Below are 16,279 nucleotides of genomic sequence, written 5' to 3' on the forward strand. Positions count from 1 at the left end.
CAGTACGGCTCGCGTGATGGTGGGCGTCCGCCGTTCAACCGTGACGACCGTGGTGGGCGTCCGCCGTTCAACCGGGATGACCGTCCCGGTGGTGGTTACCGGGACAGCCGTGGTGGGGAGCGCCGGTCCTACGGCGACCGTGACGGCGGTGGGCGTCCGCCGTTCAACCGTGACGACCGTGGTGGGCGTCCGCCGTTCAACCGTGACGACCGTGGCGAACGGCCTTTTGGCAGCCGTGACGGTGGGTTCCGCGGTGAAGGGGAGGGTTCCCGTACCCGTTACAGCCGGGACGACCGGTTTACCGGCCGCGAAGAAGCCCCCAGCCGGGAACGTGAGGAGCTTCCCCCCCTCGCTCCAGACATCACCGCGGAGGAACTCGACAAGGAGGTTAGGGAAGAGCTGCGTTCTCTTCCGCTCGACCTCGCTGATCTGATCTCTCGCCACCTCGTCGCGGCCGAGCGTGCTCTGGGCGAGGGCGAAGCCGAGCAGGCCTATGAACACACCAAGGTCGCTCGCCGCTTCGCAGCCCGGATCGGTGTCATCCGCGAGGCCGTGGGCATCGCCGCCTACCACGCCGGGCACTTTGCCGAAGCACTGAGCGACCTGCGAGCGGCGCGTCGCATGACGGGTTCTGACGCGTTCCTGCCGATCATGGCGGACTGTGAGCGCGGCCTTGGTCGTCCTGAGCGCGCCCTCGACCTCGTCCGTTCCAAGGAGGCCGAGCGTCTCGATCGGATTGGCAAGATCGAGCTTGCCATCGTGGAGTCCGGCGCCCGCCGGGATCTCGGTCAGAAGGATGCCGCGGTCATCACTCTGCAGCGTCTACCGGAACTGCGCGACACCCGTCCGCAGCCCTGGTCGGCACGTCTGGCCTTCGCCTACGCCGACGCCTTGGCCGATGCCGGCCATGAGGAGCCTGCCACCGAATGGTTCGGCCGTGCCATGGCGTTCGACGAGGACGGAGAGACCGACGCGGCCGAGCGTTACGCGGAGCTGACCGGCGCTGTCATCGAAGACCTGGAGGAGGACGACGAGGACGCCGACGATCAGCTGGACATCGAGGACGCCGGCGACCTCCTGGACGTTGACCTCGACCTTCAGGACGAGGACATCGACGAAGAGGCGGACATCAAGATTGACGATGTCGCCACTCTCGACGCTGAGATCGAGGCAGAGGACGATCTCATCGATGGGCTCATCATCGACGAGCCCATCGTTGACGATGCTTACCAAGACGAGGCTCCGGCCGTCGAGGAAAAGGTCCACGACAAGCCCGAGGAGAAGGTCGAGACCGGTGTCGGCCCAGCCTTCATCGAGCCTGACTTCGGTGACATCCTCGACGATTCCGCTGATGGCGATGTTGACGCCGAGGAAGACAAGTCCGAGAAGAAGTAACCCTTCCCGTCTCGGGTGAACGGACCCGTTCACCCGAGACGGGAGTTTCCTACGGCTGGACCCGATCCAGCCAGTGCAGGATCCCTGCCACGTTGGATGGCGCGCCGCTGAGGAGTTCGAACTGCTCCGCGGTTGCGTCGTCGGCACTCAGCGCCGCGTAGCGTTCCCGTGTGCGCTCCTTGACCATGGCCACCGCGTGGTCCAGGTCCATGCCCTCTGAGCGTGCCTGGCGGGTCAGGTCGACCCAGATGCGCAACTCCTCCGCCGAGCGCCCCAGAGTCTCCTCGACGTCCGTCACCGGCCCGTAATGGCTGAAGAGTAGCCGCTGCGGACCAAGTGCTTCGAACAGGCCGATCGAGCCCAGTGCGGTCTGCAGGTCGAAGTCCGGTGGCGGTGTGGCGGGCCTTAGGTCGCCCGTCTGGGGGAGATACACTCCGGCGGCATCGCCAACGTAGAGATCGCCGGTGCCCGAGTCGATCAGCCCCACATGGTGCTTGGCGTGGCCGGGAGAGTAATGGCTGTCCAGCGTGCGCCCGTTACCGAGATCGACAACCCCTGTGTCGCCGAGGGCACGGATCCGTGAGGACTCCGTAGGCGACAGTTCACCGAACAAGGTATCCAGTTTGTCACCCCAGACCATCCGCGCGCTGGCCATCAGCCGGGATGGATCGGCGAGATGTCGTGCTCCCTTCTCGTGAACCACGATCTCCGCCTGCGGGTAGAACCCGGCGATGTCGCCGACTCCGCCCGCGTGGTCCAGATGGATGTGCGTGACGACGACTGTGGCGAGGTCGTTCGGACCCACTCCCAGGGAGGTCAGGGCGTCGCGTACCACCGGGGCGGAGGTGGAGGTGCCCGTCTCCACCAGGCAGGGGCGGTCTCCAAGGATCAGGTACCCCGCTGTGATACCAGAGTATCCGGCCATTCTTGTATCGATCTCATAGACGTCTCCGCCAAGATCGGTGATGTTGTCCACAGGCCACCTCAAAACTGGAACCGGCATCCCCAGAACGGCGTTCAGGCCACCTGGGCATATCTCACATCGTAAAGAGTCGTCCTCGATCGGCAGAGATCGGAGGAGGATTCGATGGATCGCAACGAGGTCATCCTGGTAGGCCGTCTGCCTGAGGTGGCGCGGATCAGGTCGCTGCAGAGCGGGAGCATGTTCGGCAGCTGGAGGGTGATCGTCCGGCGGCGACAACGCGGTCGAGGGACCCGCGTGGACACCATTCCCTGCGTGTCCTTCGAGCCCGAGGTCACCAGGACCGTAGCCGAATGGCTCCCTGACGACATGGTCGAGGTGGTGGGCTCCTTGCGCCGCCGATGGTGGGAGAGCGATGGATCCAAATCCTCCGGTTACGAGGTAGAGGTCCGCTCGGTGAGAAGTTTCGAACACCGGGCCACCACGCTTTCGGCCGGCGACGAGAGCATCCCGGCTCCGGTTCCCATCCCGCCGAGGCCGGTGCGTTCGCTTGTGCGAACTGAGGCCGGTGCGACAGGGGAGGAAAGGGCGCTCGGGGCCGATCGACTCCGAGCCGTTCCACGCCGCTGAGGAAAACGCGTCGGCGTCCGTCCTGAGCTTGGAGAAGAAAGGAGACCGGTCGACAACAGGTCAGTCGAAGGCGAACGTGCGCAGGACCAGTCCGGTGCGGGGTTTCGGACCGAAAGAGGTGGACTTACGAGGTACCCGCTCCCTCTGAGCCGCGACTGCGAGCACGTCGTCGACGGTCAACGGGTTCAGTAGCACCGCTGTCCCTCCGGACTCGCGTGCGAGCCGTACCGCTCTCTCCGGATCGTGGTGCACTATGCGTACCGACTGCTCGTCATCGTTCATCCCCCAGATCTTCGGCAGCAGGAACTCCGAGAGAACGGAGGTGTTCAACGCACGCCATCGGGCTGACCGGTCGGTGGGCATGGCCTGCTCCACCTGGTCCGGATCCGGGTTGGTGAGGAGGTGTGCCGCGCCTCCGGCGGACAGCAGGTAGGCGGGCCCGGTGGAGTCCTTCAACGCGGCCAGGCCCTCGGCCAGGCCGACATGCTCGTGCACCTGCCAGGCCCGCTTGGCCCTGGCCAGTGCCTCCTCCAGCGGCAGCCCCGGGATGACCCTGTGAATGGCCTTCAGGTCCGGCGGATAGGAGGTGGAGTCCACCAGGAGTGCCAGGCCGAAGTCCCAGGGGCCTGGCCGCACCGGAGGCTCGGGCGTGGTCGCGTCGTTTGCGCCGTCCGCCGAGGCGCGGTGCCCTCGCCTGAGGGTGTGGTGCTCGCGCTGAAGGGCGAGGTAGGTGGCGTAGCGATGATGGCCGTCGGCGATGAGGGCCTGACGGGTCCGGAGATCGGCGTTGAGAGAGGCGAGTTCGCGAGGGTCGGTGATGGCCCACAGCCGGTGCCTTACCCCGTCACCGGTCTCCGCTTCGATCAGTGGCGGCTGGGAGGCGGCAATCCGGTCCACGAGGAGGGTGGCCGTACCACCGTCGCCTTCGTAGAGCAGGAAGATGGGCTCCAGGTTGGCCTCGGTGGTGCGCATGAGTGCCAGCCGGTCGGCGACCGGTCCGGGCATGACGTCCTCGTGCGGCAGGATGACATGCTGCTCCGGGGTGGTCAGGCCAACGTCGCCGATAAGCCCTCGCTGCAGGACTCCCGGGCCGGTCTGCTCGTAGACGTACACGGCGGGTGTCTCGTCTGCGACCAGCACGCCGGAGGAGAGCCAGGTTCGAAGGGTCTCCCGTGCCTCGGCGTATCGATGGTGGTCGGCGCCGGGAAGGATGAGGCGCACCACGTTGTTGGGATGGGAGTCGAGCAAGTCTCGTACGTCGGCTTCGGTGATCAGGTCATAGGGCGGAGAGGTCACCTTGGCCAGGTTGTCAACTGTGAAACGTAGGCCATGAAATGGACGCAGCACCAGCCCGTCAGGCACCGGCAGTTCAGGATTCGCCATAGAGGGCATGCTGCCATAAAGGCCTGAAACGTCCGGGGACCGCTCCGATGGCGTAGCGGTGTCCGGGCCGTCAGGAAATCGGTCAGATCCGTCGTCTGTCGATGAAGGAGGCCTCACGTATGGCCCAAGGACGTAGCGGTCCGTCTGATTCCCCCCGCCCCGAGACGGGCGCTCCGGCCGGGGACGTCTATGACTGGTTCCAACGAGGAATGAAGTTGCTGGCCGAGGGGAGTCCGGCAGCGGCTGTCGCGCTACTGGGGCGTGCCGCCGATGCCGAGCCCGAGTCGCGGAGCATCCGAGAGGCACTCGCCCGCGCCCAGTTCAACTCCCGGCAGTACACCGACGCCGTCCACAGTTTCCGCTGGATCGTCGATGCCAATCCGACCGAGGACTACGCCTATTTCGGCCTCGGTCTCGCCCTGTGGCGTACCGGCGACATGGAAGGAGCTCAGGAGCCTCTGGCCATCGCGGTGGCCATGCGTCCCGACCAGCGGCATTACGTGTCGGCGCTGAAAAGCGTCCGGGCCACGTTACGTGCCCGCCGGATGTGACTCTGCGGAATGATGAAATGGGCATGTGGACGTAAAGACGCTGATTGACCCTTATGACACCCTTCTCCTCGATCTCGATGGGGTGGTGTATCTCGGGCGCGATGCCGTACCGGGGGCTCCCGGCGCGTTGCGTGCGGCGGTGGAACGTGGGGTGCGGCTCGCCTACGTCACCAACAACGCCTCGCGTACTCCGGGGGCGATAGCCGACCACTTGAGCGAGATCGGAGCACCGGCGACGCCAGAGGATGTGGTCACCTCGGCCCAAGCCGCCGCGCGGCTGGTGGCCGAGCGGGTCGAGCCGGGCGCGGCGGTACTGGTGGTCGGAGGGATGGGGCTGCGCAGCGCCCTGCGCGCGCACGGTCTGTGCCCGGTCAGCACCGCCATGGACGATCCGGTCGCGGTGGTGCAGGGCATCGCCCCGGGCCTCTCCTACGGTCTGCTGTCGGAGGGCGCGCTGGCCGTGCGGCAGGGGGCGCTGTTCGTGGCGGCCAACGCCGACTCGACCATGCCGACCGGCCGGGGTGAACTACCGGGAAACGGCGCGATGACCCGGGTGATCGCCACAGCGACCGGGGTGGAGCCGATCGTCGCGGGAAAGCCCGAGCCGCCACTGCACCGCGAGTCGATGCTCCGGACCGGATCGAAGCGGCCTCTGGTGGTCGGCGACCGTCTCGACACCGACATCGAGGGGGCCACCAACGCGGGAGTGGACAGCCTGCTGGTGCTGACCGGCGTGGCGAGCCCTCTTGATCTGCTGACCGCCGGCCCCCGGCACCGGCCCACCTACGTCGCCGCCGATCTGTCGGCCCTGCACAGGCCCTACCCGCGGGTACGGCGAGACGGGGACGGATGGGCCTGCGAGGGGTGGACCGCCCGATGGGAGGGCCGTCTCCGCCTCGAAGGACAGGGGGATCCGATCGACGGGCTCAGGGCGGCCGCCGCCGCGACCTGGGAGGCCGTCGGAGAGGGACAGGCGGATGAGGACGCGGTGAAGGCCGTGCTCGACTCCGCACGTGCCGGCCGTACGTCACCCCGCTGATTCCTCCGAGCGGCATCTTTCAGAGGAGCTTGCGGAGGCGGAGGAGATCGCCGAAGCTGGCGTCGACCTTGACCCGGCCACTGAACACGGCGCGTCCCATGTCGAGCTCGCCGTTTACCAGGGAGACCAGGTCATCGCTGCCGATGGTCAGCTTCACCTCTGCGGGCCTGCCGTCGGCAGGTGGCAGATCATCGAAGGGGCCGAGGCCGCCGTGGTGGATGCGGCCGTAGAAGGTGACGCCGAGATCGCGAATGTGGCAGCTGACGCTGCGCTCGACCACGTGCCTGCTGCGGCTCTCCTGGTCAACCTCCTCGAACTGCTCGGCGAGTTTGCGTAGTGCCACCCGGCACTCGTCGACGGTCGCCATCGCGCGGCGCTCCTTTCTGTTCGGACCGGCCCGAATCCCTTGAGCCTACGGACGGTAGCGTTCCACATGAATACAACCTGCGATCCGGCACGCAGGGAATGCGCCGGGGAGGAATCTTCTGTCATGGTGTTCGAAACGCTGCAACGATACGCGCAGGCGGCGACCGGTCTCACCGAGATGACAACGTGCGGAGCCCGTGCGGTGGTTCGCAGATCGCCTGCCTCCGGGACGACGAGTTTCGCGGCTTCCGATACGGTCAAGGCGTCCACGGGCAGAGTCGGCCGCGCGCCACGTGCCCGTGTGACCACCAAGACGACCAAGAACATCTGCGGAGGGGGCGCATGACGGACCTGCCGGAAGAGATCGGCGAGGAGCGGGTCGACACCGCGCTGGGCGGGCTTGCCCGGCTTGGTGCGATGCCCGTCTCGGCGCACGTGGGCGTGTTCGAGGAGGTGTTCATCGGGTTGGAGCAGACGCTCGCCTCGGTGGACGGTACCCCGGACCGGCAGCGGTGAGCCGGCGGACGCGTCTCGACAGCGAGCTCGTGCGCCGGAAACTGGCCCGTTCCCGGGAGCAGGCCGCCCAGCTCATCGAGGCAGGCAGGGTCAGCATAGGCGGCCGGTTGGCGTCCAAGCCCGCAACGCAGGTGGACACCGCCTCCGCCATCGTGGTCACCGAGGCCGCCGAAGGCCCCGACTACGTCTCGCGGGGGGCGCACAAGCTCCTCGGCGCACTGGAGGTCTTCGGCCCCCGGGGCCTGACCGTCGCGGGGCGGCGATGCCTGGACGCCGGGGCCTCCACTGGGGGCTTCACCGATGTGCTGCTCCGTAACGACGCGGCGCACGTGCTCGCAGTCGACGTCGGGTACGGTCAGCTCGCCTGGTCGCTGCGGACCGACGAGCGGGTCACGGTCATGGAGCGGGTCAACGTCAGGGATCTGACACCTGACATGGTCGGAGAGGCTCCCACGCTGGTCGTCGGCGACCTGTCCTTCATCTCGCTGCGCCTGGTGCTGCCCGCCCTGACCCGGTGTGCCGCCGAACGCGCCGACTTCGCGATGCTCGTCAAGCCGCAGTTCGAGGTCGGCAAGGAGCGGGTCGGCGCGGGTGGGGTCGTCCGTGATCCCACACTGCGGGCGCAGGCCGTGCAGGATGTGGCTGAAACCGCGCAAATGCTCGGCCTGACCGTGCGGGGCGTTACCGCGAGTCCGCTGCCGGGCCCGTCGGGCAACGTGGAGTACGTCATCTGGCTGGGCAAGGGAGAAGGCGCGCCGCCTGTCTCGGACCTCGGCGCCGAGATCGAACGCGCGGTGGTAGAGGGCCCTCAGTAGTAGTTATCCCCCTGAAAGAGTGAACATGACTACGAAGCGCACCGTACTGGTCACTGCCCATACCGGACGGGGTGCGGCCGTGGAGACCGCTCGGGTGGTCATCGGCCGGCTGGTGGATGCGGGGCTGAACGTGCGCATCCTCAACGACGAGGCGGACGCCATCGCGTGCGCGGGCGCCGACGTGGTGCCCGCGAGTGCCGCAGCCGCTCAGGACGCCGAGATGATGATCGTGCTCGGTGGTGACGGCAGCCTTCTGCGCGCCGCCGAACTCGCCCGTCCGGCCGGGGTGCCGCTGCTGGGCGTCAACCTCGGGCACGTCGGTTTCCTGGCCGAAGCCGAGGTGGAGGATCTGACGGTCACGGTGAACTGCGTGGTCCAGGGCCGCTACGACGTGGAGGAGCGGATGACCATCGATGTCACCGCCCGCCTCAACGGGCAGCTGCTGGCCGACACCTGGGCACTCAACGAGGCCACTGTGGAGAAGAGCGACCGGATGCTCGAGGCGGTCGCCGAGATCGACGGGAGACCGCTGTCGCGCTGGGGGTGTGACGGGATCATCTGTGCCACGCCGACCGGTTCCACTGCCTATGCTTTCTCAGCCGGTGGGCCGGTGGTCTGGCCGGAGGTGGAGGCGCTGCTGCTGGTTCCGATCAGCGCCCACGCACTGTTCGCCCGGCCGCTGGTGATCTCTCCCCGTTCCACGCTGGCGCTGGAGGTCCAGCCGGACACGGCCGGAGCGGTGCTGTGGTGCGACGGCCGCCGCCGGTTCGACCTGCCCGCCGGAGCGAGGGTCGAGGTCCGTCAGGGCGAGGTGCCCGTACGGCTGGCGCGGCTCCACGGCCTGGAGGACACCGGGGCGCCGTTCACCGACAGGCTGGTCGCTAAATTCGATCTTCCTGTGCAGGGGTGGCGTGGCCGTGCGCGGCCTTAGTGCGTCCGGGCGATTCCTGTCCCAAGCGCGTAGGATCGTGCCCGCGTACCGCACTGATGTTCGGTGAATTCGATGTGACGGGAGGGACCAGTGCGACCCAGGGTCGAGGAGGTCCGCATCCAAGGGCTCGGTGTGATCGATGAGGCCGTCCTGGTGCTGTCGCCGGGATTCACCGTGCTCACGGGCGAAACCGGTGCGGGCAAGACCATGGTGGTGACCGGACTGGGGCTACTGTTCGGTGGCAGGGCCGATCCTGCCCGCGTCCGCCCCGGCTCGGACAGGGCCACCGTCGAGGGCACCCTCATGGTCAACCCGGCGGGCCGGGTGGCTCAGCAGGTGCAGGATGTGGGCGGCGTGGTCGAGGACGGAGCGTTGATCATCTCGCGTACCGTCTCCGCCGAGGGGCGCAGCCGCGCCTGGCTGGGTGGCCGCGCCGTCCCCGTGGGCACGCTCACCTACCTCGCCGAGGACCTGGTCGCCGTGCACGGCCAGATGGACCAGCAGCGGCTGCTCCAGCCGGGCCGTCAGCGGGCCGCCCTCGACCGCTACGCGGGTGAGGACCTGGTCAAGCCGTTGCGGGCGTACGAACACACTTACAGACGGCACAAGCAGGTCGCCGACCAGCTGGCCGAGCTCACCGCCAGGGCACGGGACCGTGCTCAGGAGGCCGACCTGCTCAGGTTCGGGCTGGAGGAGGTCGAGAGGGCCGACCCCAAGCCGGGCGAGGACGCCGAGCTCCGCGAGGAGGTGGAACGGCTCTCCCACGCCGACTCCCTCAGGAACGCGGCGGAGACGGCGCACAGGGCACTGCTCGGCGATCCCATGTCCAGTGAGCAGGCCATGCAGGACGCCATCACGCTGGTCGGTCAGGCCCGCACGGCCGTCGAGGCGGTCCGGGAGTTCGACCCGGTGCTGGCCGGAATCGCCGACCGGCTCGCCGAGGCGGGCTATCTAATCTCCGATGTCGCCACCGAGCTGGCCGCCTACGCCGAGTCGGTCGAGGCCGACCCGGTCCGCCTTTCGGTGGCGCAGGAGCGTCAGGCCGTGCTGGCCGGCCTCGTGCGCAAGTACGGCCAGGACACCGGGGTGGTGCTCGCCTGGGCGGCCCAGGCCGCGCTGCGCGTCGCCGAGCTCGAAGGCGACGACGAGCGGATCGGTGACCTCACCCGAGAGCACGAGGAGCTCACCGGACGGCTCACCGAGCTGGCCGCGGAGCTGACCCGGGTCCGGTCCGTCGCCGCAGAACGGTTCGGGCGGGCCGTCACCGAGGAGCTCACCGCGCTGGCCATGCCGCACGCCCGGGTGGTGGTCAGCCTGACGGACGCTGGCGACTTCGGCCTGCACGGCGTCGATGAGGTGGAGCTGCGGATGTCCCCGCACCCCGCTTCTCCGCCGCTGCCGCTGAACAAGGGCGCGTCCGGTGGTGAGCTGAGCCGGGTGATGCTCGCCATCGAGGTGGTGTTCGCCGGTGCCGACCCGGTGCCGACATTCGTGTTTGACGAGGTCGACGCGGGTGTGGGGGGCAAGGCCGCGGTGGAGATCGGCCGCCGGTTGGCGCGGCTGGCCCGCACCGCGCAGGTGATAGTCGTCACTCATCTGCCCCAGGTGGCGGCATTCGCCGACCAGCATCTGGTCGTGGAGAAGGCCGGTGACGGCAGCGTGGTGCGCAGCGGCGTGGTCGCCCTCGACCAGGACGGCCGGGCACGGGAGCTTTCCCGTATGCTCGCGGGTTTGGAGGACTCGGAGCTGGGCCGTGCGCACGCGGAGGAGCTTCTCTCGATCGCCGCTGCGGACAAGGCCTGAGAAGGACTGTTTTACCTTTTTTGGGGGAGCGGCAACCTGTGGATATCTTCCATGACGGACCTGGCATATCGCCGGGGGTGGGCTTTCCTGGTCAATCGCTCTGGCAGGATGGTCGTGATGAAGGTGCCGATTGACGGGCTTCGAAGCAAGCTCAACGGTTACCTCCGCCAAAGGAAGGTCACAGACCTTCCCGGGGTGACGGCGGTGGCGAGAATCGACAGGCGGACCAAAGGGCTGACCAAACGCCTGCGGTCCGGGGAAATCGCGATTATCGATCACGTTGACGTTGACCGGGTGAGTGCGGAGGCGCTTGTCGCGTGCGGCGCGGCAAGCGTGATCAACATTGCCGCGGGCATCAGCGGCCGCTACCCCAACCTGGGCCCGCAGATCATCGTCGAGGCGGGGATACCGTTCATCGACAACGCCAGCCCCGAGCTGTTCGATCAGATCAAGGACGGCGATCTGGTCCGGGTGCACGAAGGGGTGGTCTACCTCGACGACGAGATGGCCGGCAAGGGCGACGTCCAGACGGCCGAATCCATCGAGGCCGCGATGGCCGAGGCGAGAGCCGGGCTGACCGTCCAGATCGAGGCGTTCGCGGCGAACACCATGGAATACGTCCGGCGCGAGCGCGACCTGCTCATCGACGGAATCGGGGTGCCCGACATCCGGACCGTCATGGAGGGGCGGCACGTCCTCATCGTGGTGCGCGGTTACCACTACAAGGAGGACATCGCCGTCCTGCGCCCCTACATCCGCGAATACAGCCCGATCATGATCGGCGTGGACGGCGGCGCCGACGCGCTCATGGAGGCCGGCTACCAGCCCGACATCATCGTGGGCGACTTCGACTCCGTCTCCACCAAGGCCCTCACCTCCGGAGCTGAGCTGGTCGTGCACGCCTACCGGGACGGCCGGGCGCCCGGCCTGGAGCGGGTTCAGCAGCTCGGCTGCGACGCCGTGACCTTCCCGGCGATCGGTACCAGCGAGGACATCGCGATGCTGCTCGCCGACGACAAGGGCGCCGACCTGATCGTCGCCGTCGGCACCCATGCGACCCTGGTGGAATTCCTCGACAAGGGCCGCTCCGGCATGGCCAGTACCTTCCTCACCCGGCTCCGGGTGGGCAGCAAGCTCGTCGACGCCAAGGGCGTCAGCCGGCTCTACCGCAGCCGTATCTCCACTCCCTCGCTGCTCCTGCTCGTGGCGACCACGCTGATCACCATGGGAGTCGCGATCTTCTTCTCCCCAGTGGGCAAGATCTGGGTGGACAGCGTCCGCGACGGCTGGAACGGCTTCATCTTCTGGCTGGTCGGACTTTTCTCGTGATCGATTTCCGTTATCATCTCGTCTCCATCGTGGCGATCTTCCTGGCGCTGTCGGTCGGCATCGTGCTGGGCACCAGCTTTCTGGAGGATCCCGCCATCAAGACGGCCCAGGCACTCGCCGAGCGTCTCAGCAAGGGAAACGACGAACTCCGCGGCCAGATCGAGAGCCTGCAGAAGCGTGAGGCGGGCACCGACGCCCTCATCGCCGCCGCGACCCCTCGCCTCGTCCAGGACGCGCTCGCGACCGAGCGTGTGGTGATCGTGGAGGCCCCCGGCGCCACGGCGGGCATGCGTGAGGCGGTGCAGGAGGTGATCGCCAAGTCCGGGGCAACGGTGACCGGCCGCGTCGTCCTGGCCGACACCTATGTCGACGCCACCCAGTCGGCCGCCATCGACAAACTGGCCACCGACGCCAAGCCCGCGGAGATGACCTTCGTCCCCGATGCCACGCCCTACGAGAAGACGGCGGCTGTCCTGGCCAGTGCGATCATGACCAGCGACCCCGGTCAGTTGGGTAAGGAGAACCCGGTCGCAGCCGGAGTTCTCGACGCCTTCGAGAACGGGGGCCTGCTCACCGTCAGCGGCCAGCCGGCCAAGCGCGCGGACCTGGCCGTGCTGGTGGCCCCGGCGGAGCCGTACACGGGGGAGAACGCCGTCCAGCAGGCGGGTGCGATCACGGCGATGGCCGTCGGCCTGGACGATGCCGGGCGAGGTGCCGTGCTGGCCGGTGCCCTGCCCGCCGCCGCGACCGGCGGGGTGATCGCCGCGCTGCGCGAGGACACCGCCGCCGCGGAGAAGGTGTCCACCGTGGACACCGCCGATATGCCCGCAGGCCGGGTCGTGGTGGTCTACGCTCTGCGGGAGCAATTGTTCGGTGTCGCCGGGCAGTACGGCCTCGGTTCCGGCGCCTCGGGGATCGAGCCCAGCGCGCCGCCGACCCCCGCTCCCGTTCCCACGGCCACCTCCGGAGGATGACCCGATGGCCCGTCGCGCTTTTCTCGGAGCTCTGGCCGGCGCCTTTCTCGGCGCGGTGGCCGCCCGTGCCGCCTATACCGCCTTCACCCGCAGGCCGCCGGTCGGAGACGCCGAGACCTGGAACCGGACCAACCACCGGGGTGAGCCGATCACCTTGCTTGAGGGGCCGGCCTTCGTCGCGGGTGCCGGTGCGGCCGCTGCCGCGGTTCCGGGGCTGCCCGGCAGGGTCCGCGCGGCCGTCCTGCTGGCCGTGGCCGGCGGCGGTGGTCTCGGGGCCTACGACGACCTGTACGGCACGACGTCGTCCAAGGGCTTCAAAGGTCACCTGAGCGCTCTGGCCAAGGGCGAGGTGACCAGCGGTGCCGTGAAGATCATGGGCATCGGGGTGACGGGTCTGGCCGCCGCCGCGCTGACCTCCCGCGGTCCTGTCGACACCGTGGTCAACGGCGTGCTGGTCGCGGGGGGCGCCAACCTGGCCAACCTCTTTGACCTGCGCCCGGGCCGTGCCATCAAGGTCGGCCTGCTCGCCGGCGCACCCCTGCTCGCCGTGGGCCTCTACCGGAACGCTCCGGTCTCGGCCACGCTGGCCGCGCTGCCGATCGGCGCGGCGGTCGCGCTCCTGCCCGAAGACCTCGGCGAGCGAGCGATGCTGGGTGACGCGGGGGCGAACGCGCTGGGCGCGCTGCTCGGCCTGGCCGCCTCCCTCACCCTCGGCCGCCCCGGTCGCCTGGCCGTGCTCGGCACCGTGGTCGCGCTGACCGCGGCCTCGGAGAAGGTCAGCTTCACCAGGGTCATCGCCGGTCACCCCGTGCTCAACCGCATCGACATGCTCGGCCGTCGTCCCGTGGAGCAGGCACCCGTCAACTGATGATCAAAAAGATCGGGCAGGGGATCGCCGGGGCGGCACTCCTCATCGGGATCGTGACCGTGGCGGCCCGGTTCGTCGGCTTCGGCCGCTATCTCGTCCAGTCGGAGACCGTCGGCAACCTCTGCCTGAGCACCTCCTACAACACTGCCAACTATGTGCCCAACATCGTCTTCGAGCTGGTGGCCGGTGGCGCGCTGGCCGGGATGGTGGTGCCGGTGCTGGCCTCCGCGGCGTCCCGGGCCGATACCGATCCCGAGGCCAGGGCGGAGGTCGGCTGGACCACGTCGGCGCTGCTCAGCTGGGTGATGATCGTCCTGGTGCCGCTGACCCTGCTCATCGCCGCGTTCGCCGGGCCGATCGTCACACTGCTGACCGGCAACCCCGACATGTGTGATGTGGCCCAGGTCGTCGAGGTCGGTACCAGCATGCTCGTCGTGTTCGCCCCTCGGATGATCTTCTTCGGCGTCGCGGTGGTCCTGTACGGCGTGCTCCAGGCTCACCGGCGGTTCATGGGGCCCGCCCTGGCGCCGCTGGTCTCCAGCCTGCTCATCGTGGTCTCCTACCTGCTGTTCGAACCGGTCGGGAACGGAGCCGCCGATGACCTGTCGAATCTCTCGACGGCGGGGCAGTTGACGCTCTCCCTCGGTGCGACGGTCGCCGCCGCGGCGATGGTGCTCACCGTGGTCGGCCCGGTGGCGCGGCTCAGGCTGCGGCTGCGGCCCTCGCTGTCCTTCCCGCCGGGTGTCGCGGCCCGGGCGCGGCGACTGGCCACCGCGGGGATCGCCGTGCTGATCACCCAGCAGCTCACGCTGACCGTCGTGGTCCGCCTGGCCAACAATCTGGGCGGGGCGGGGGCGACGGGGGTCTACACCTATGCCTGGGCGCTCTACCAGCTCCCCTTCGCGGTGCTCGTGGTGCCGATCGCCACCAGTTCGTTCCCGGTGCTGTCCGCCCGGGCCTCCGACGGCGACCGGGCCGGTTTCGACAGCCTGGCCTCCTCCGCCACGCGGGCGATCCTGCTGGTGACGGGGCTGGCGGCCGGGGTGATGGCGGCGGTCGCCATGCCCGTGTCCCGGGTGTTCCTGGAGGGCACACCGGGCGGGGAGCCCACGGAGATGGCCAGAGCCGTCGCGCTGTTCGCGCCGGGCCTGGTGGGATACGCGTTGATGCTTCACCTCGCGCGGGTCCTGTATGCCCACGGCCGGGGCAGGCCGGCGGCGGCCGCCTCGGTGGCGGGATGGGGTATCGCTTTGCTGTCCCAGATTCTGCTGGCCCACGCCGCCCAGGCTCCGCCGGACGTCGTGGGACAGCTCGCGCTGGGCAGCACCGTGGGCATGACCGTCGGCGGGGTCCTGCTGGTGCTCGCGGTGCTCAGAGCCGTAGGCGCGGCGGCGCTGGAGGGAACGTGGCGGGCGCTGCTGGCGGCCGTGCTCGGTGCGGCCGCCGCCTACGGGACCGGGCTGGCCGTGGTCACGGCCTTCGGCGATGTGTCACGGTGGATGTGTGTGGCGGTCGGGACGGGCGCCGCGGTAGCCGGCTCGGTGGCGTTCGCGACCGTGGCCGCGATGATCGACCGGCCGGATGCCAGGGCGCTGCTGGGACGGTTCAAGCGGGTGCCCATTCCAGAAGGGAGCCGTTCCAGTGGCTGACTCGGATACACGACTGGCGTTCGTGCTGGGGACCAGCACGGGCGGGGTGGGACGGCATGTGGCCATGCTGGCCGGAGGGCTGGTGCGAAGGGGGCACCAGGTGGTCGTGGCTGGGCCGCCGGATACCGAGGAGGCCTTCGGGTTCGGCCGGCTCGGAGCGCGGTTCGTGCCGGTGCCGATCTCGGATCGGCCTCGTCTGCGCGGAGACCTGCGCGCGGTGCGTGCCCTGCGGGCGCTACGCGGGGCGCACGCCGTACACGCTCACGGGCTGCGGGCCGGGGCGCTGGCCGCGCTCGCCCTGACCGGAACCCGGACCGGCCTGGTGGTGACTCTTCACAACGCGGCCACCGCGGGCGGTGCGATCGGCGCGGTCTACGGGATCCTGGAGCGGATCGTCGCCCGCCGCGCCGATCGGATCCTGGTGGTCTCTCCCGATCTGGGGGAGCGGATGGCGGGGCTGGGCGCCGGGTACGTCGAGGCGGCCGTCGTCCCCGCGCCCGCGCTGGTGCCGTCCGGGCGCCTGCCGGAGGAGGTCCGCGCCGAGCTCGGTACGGGGGACAGGCCCGTCCTCCTGACGATCGCCAGGCTCGCCCAGCAGAAGGGCCTGGAGGTCCTGCTCGACGTCGCCGCCACTCTCGGTCCGGGTCGCGGGCCGGCCGAACCCGCGGTCCGGGCGGTGTTCCTGGTCGCCGGGGACGGCCCGTTGCGCGAGGAGTTGCAGGGACGCATCGACAGGGAGAACCTGCCGGTGCGGCTCCTGGGTAACCGTGAGGACGTCGTGGACCTGCTCGGGGTCGCGCGAGCCCTGCTGGTGCCCAGCCGGTGGGAGGGGCAGCCGCTCAACGTGCAGGAGGCGCTGCGGGCGGGGACACCGGTGATCGCCACCGCGGTGGGGGGTATCCCGTCGATGGTGGGGGAGGCAGGGCTCCTGGTGCCGTACGGGGACGTTGCCGCGATGCGCGAGGCGGTGGGGAGGGTGCTCGCCGACGACGACCTCGCCAGGGCCCTGGCCGAGGCGGCGGCCAGGCGGGGCGGCGAGCTGCCCGGGCAGGAGCAGGCGCTGGATGCCGTACTGGCGGTGTACGGCGGCATCTCACGGGTCCGGTGA

16 protein-coding genes are annotated in these 16,279 nt (G+C 69.2%); 13 read left to right on the plus strand and 3 right to left on the minus strand.

Annotated features, from left to right (window positions below):
* The coding region (locus tag ACIN94_RS22870; RefSeq protein ID WP_400709248.1) for a hypothetical protein at positions 1–1,395 on the plus strand (1,395 nt) is incomplete at its 5' end.
* 49 nt (positions 1,396–1,444) lie between these two features.
* Here the strand turns inward: ACIN94_RS22870 and ACIN94_RS22875 are convergent.
* Positions 1,445–2,398, minus strand: coding sequence for an MBL fold metallo-hydrolase (locus ACIN94_RS22875; RefSeq protein ID WP_400709251.1), 954 nt, complete (start codon positions 2,396–2,398; stop codon positions 1,445–1,447).
* Positions 2,399–2,482: 84 nt separating this feature from the next.
* On the opposite strand from ACIN94_RS22875, the gene ACIN94_RS22880 reads away from it, so the two are divergent.
* Positions 2,483–2,947 (plus strand): single-stranded DNA-binding protein, encoded by a 465-nt coding sequence (locus tag ACIN94_RS22880; RefSeq protein ID WP_400709254.1) that lies wholly within the window; start codon positions 2,483–2,485, stop codon positions 2,945–2,947.
* 60 nt (positions 2,948–3,007) lie between these two features.
* On the opposite strand, the gene ACIN94_RS22885 is transcribed toward ACIN94_RS22880, so the two are convergent.
* On the minus strand, positions 3,008–4,330 hold the full coding sequence (locus ACIN94_RS22885; RefSeq protein ID WP_400709257.1) for a DUF1015 family protein: 1,323 nt from the start codon (positions 4,328–4,330) through the stop codon (positions 3,008–3,010).
* Positions 4,331–4,449: 119 nt separating this feature from the next.
* Here ACIN94_RS22885 and ACIN94_RS22890 point away from each other — a divergent pair, with 119 nt between their 5' ends.
* Positions 4,450–4,881 carry a tetratricopeptide repeat protein gene (locus tag ACIN94_RS22890; protein ID WP_400709260.1) on the plus strand — a complete coding sequence of 144 codons (432 nt, stop codon included), beginning with the start codon at positions 4,450–4,452 and terminating at the stop codon, positions 4,879–4,881.
* Positions 4,882–4,906: 25 nt separating this feature from the next.
* A complete protein-coding gene (locus ACIN94_RS22895) occupies positions 4,907–5,920 on the plus strand; it encodes an HAD-IIA family hydrolase (protein ID WP_400709263.1) in 1,014 nt (337 codons plus the stop codon).
* A gap of 19 nt (positions 5,921–5,939) precedes the next feature.
* On the opposite strand, the gene ACIN94_RS22900 is transcribed toward ACIN94_RS22895, so the two are convergent.
* Complete coding sequence (locus ACIN94_RS22900; protein WP_400709266.1) at positions 5,940–6,287, minus strand: SCP2 sterol-binding domain-containing protein; 348 nt, start codon at positions 6,285–6,287, stop codon at positions 5,940–5,942.
* A 341-nt stretch (positions 6,288–6,628) separates the two neighbouring features.
* Here ACIN94_RS22900 and ACIN94_RS22905 point away from each other — a divergent pair, with 341 nt between their 5' ends.
* The 9 genes from ACIN94_RS22905 (at position 6,629) to ACIN94_RS22945 (ending at position 16,279) form a co-directional block, all read left to right on the plus strand.
* Positions 6,629–6,802 carry a hypothetical protein gene (locus ACIN94_RS22905; protein WP_400709269.1) on the plus strand — a complete coding sequence of 58 codons (174 nt, stop codon included), beginning with the start codon at positions 6,629–6,631 and terminating at the stop codon, positions 6,800–6,802.
* A complete protein-coding gene (locus ACIN94_RS22910; protein WP_400709272.1) occupies positions 6,799–7,617 on the plus strand; it encodes a TlyA family RNA methyltransferase in 819 nt (272 codons plus the stop codon). Before ACIN94_RS22905 ends, ACIN94_RS22910 begins: the two co-directional genes overlap by 4 nt.
* 25 nt (positions 7,618–7,642) lie before the next feature.
* Complete coding sequence (locus ACIN94_RS22915; RefSeq protein ID WP_400709275.1) at positions 7,643–8,548, plus strand: NAD kinase; 906 nt, start codon at positions 7,643–7,645, stop codon at positions 8,546–8,548.
* Positions 8,549–8,638: 90 nt separating this feature from the next.
* Positions 8,639–10,351: a DNA repair protein RecN gene (gene recN / locus ACIN94_RS22920; protein ID WP_400709278.1), complete on the plus strand. Its 1,713-nt coding sequence runs from the start codon at positions 8,639–8,641 to the stop codon at positions 10,349–10,351.
* A gap of 117 nt (positions 10,352–10,468) precedes the next feature.
* Positions 10,469–11,680, plus strand: coding sequence for a putative cytokinetic ring protein SteA (gene steA / locus ACIN94_RS22925; protein ID WP_400709281.1), 1,212 nt, complete (start codon positions 10,469–10,471; stop codon positions 11,678–11,680).
* Positions 11,677–12,654 carry a copper transporter gene (locus tag ACIN94_RS22930; protein ID WP_400709284.1) on the plus strand — a complete coding sequence of 326 codons (978 nt, stop codon included), beginning with the start codon at positions 11,677–11,679 and terminating at the stop codon, positions 12,652–12,654. Before steA ends, ACIN94_RS22930 begins: the two co-directional genes overlap by 4 nt.
* A 4-nt stretch (positions 12,655–12,658) precedes the next feature.
* On the plus strand, positions 12,659–13,522 hold the full coding sequence (locus tag ACIN94_RS22935; RefSeq protein WP_400709287.1) for a hypothetical protein: 864 nt from the start codon (positions 12,659–12,661) through the stop codon (positions 13,520–13,522).
* On the plus strand, positions 13,522–15,171 hold the full coding sequence (gene murJ, locus ACIN94_RS22940) for a murein biosynthesis integral membrane protein MurJ (protein WP_400709290.1): 1,650 nt from the start codon (positions 13,522–13,524) through the stop codon (positions 15,169–15,171). Before ACIN94_RS22935 ends, murJ begins: the two co-directional genes overlap by 1 nt.
* Positions 15,164–16,279 carry a glycosyltransferase family 4 protein gene (locus tag ACIN94_RS22945; RefSeq protein WP_400709293.1) on the plus strand — a complete coding sequence of 372 codons (1,116 nt, stop codon included), beginning with the start codon at positions 15,164–15,166 and terminating at the stop codon, positions 16,277–16,279. The genes murJ and ACIN94_RS22945 overlap by 8 nt, the downstream gene beginning before the upstream one ends.

The organism is Streptosporangium sp. NPDC087985 (genome assembly GCF_044741965.1).
In the GTDB taxonomy this organism is placed as follows: domain Bacteria; phylum Actinomycetota; class Actinomycetes; order Streptosporangiales; family Streptosporangiaceae; genus Streptosporangium.

Excerpts from the sequence above, each read along its gene's own strand:
- ACIN94_RS22875 (WP_400709251.1), bottom strand. The coding sequence starts at position 2,398 with ATGCCGGTTCCAGTTTTGAGGTGGCCTGTGGACAACATCACCGATCTT.
- ACIN94_RS22880 (WP_400709254.1), top strand. The coding sequence starts at position 2,483 with ATGGATCGCAACGAGGTCATCCTGGTAGGCCGTCTGCCTGAGGTGGCG.
- ACIN94_RS22885 (WP_400709257.1), bottom strand. The coding sequence starts at position 4,330 with ATGGCGAATCCTGAACTGCCGGTGCCTGACGGGCTGGTGCTGCGTCCA.
- ACIN94_RS22890 (WP_400709260.1), top strand. The coding sequence starts at position 4,450 with ATGGCCCAAGGACGTAGCGGTCCGTCTGATTCCCCCCGCCCCGAGACG.
- ACIN94_RS22900 (WP_400709266.1), bottom strand. The coding sequence starts at position 6,287 with ATGGCGACCGTCGACGAGTGCCGGGTGGCACTACGCAAACTCGCCGAG.
- ACIN94_RS22905 (WP_400709269.1), top strand. The coding sequence starts at position 6,629 with ATGACGGACCTGCCGGAAGAGATCGGCGAGGAGCGGGTCGACACCGCG.
- ACIN94_RS22915 (WP_400709275.1), top strand. The coding sequence starts at position 7,643 with ATGACTACGAAGCGCACCGTACTGGTCACTGCCCATACCGGACGGGGT.
- steA (WP_400709281.1), top strand. The coding sequence starts at position 10,469 with ATGAAGGTGCCGATTGACGGGCTTCGAAGCAAGCTCAACGGTTACCTC.
- ACIN94_RS22935 (WP_400709287.1), top strand. The coding sequence starts at position 12,659 with ATGGCCCGTCGCGCTTTTCTCGGAGCTCTGGCCGGCGCCTTTCTCGGC.
- murJ (WP_400709290.1), top strand. The coding sequence starts at position 13,522 with ATGATCAAAAAGATCGGGCAGGGGATCGCCGGGGCGGCACTCCTCATC.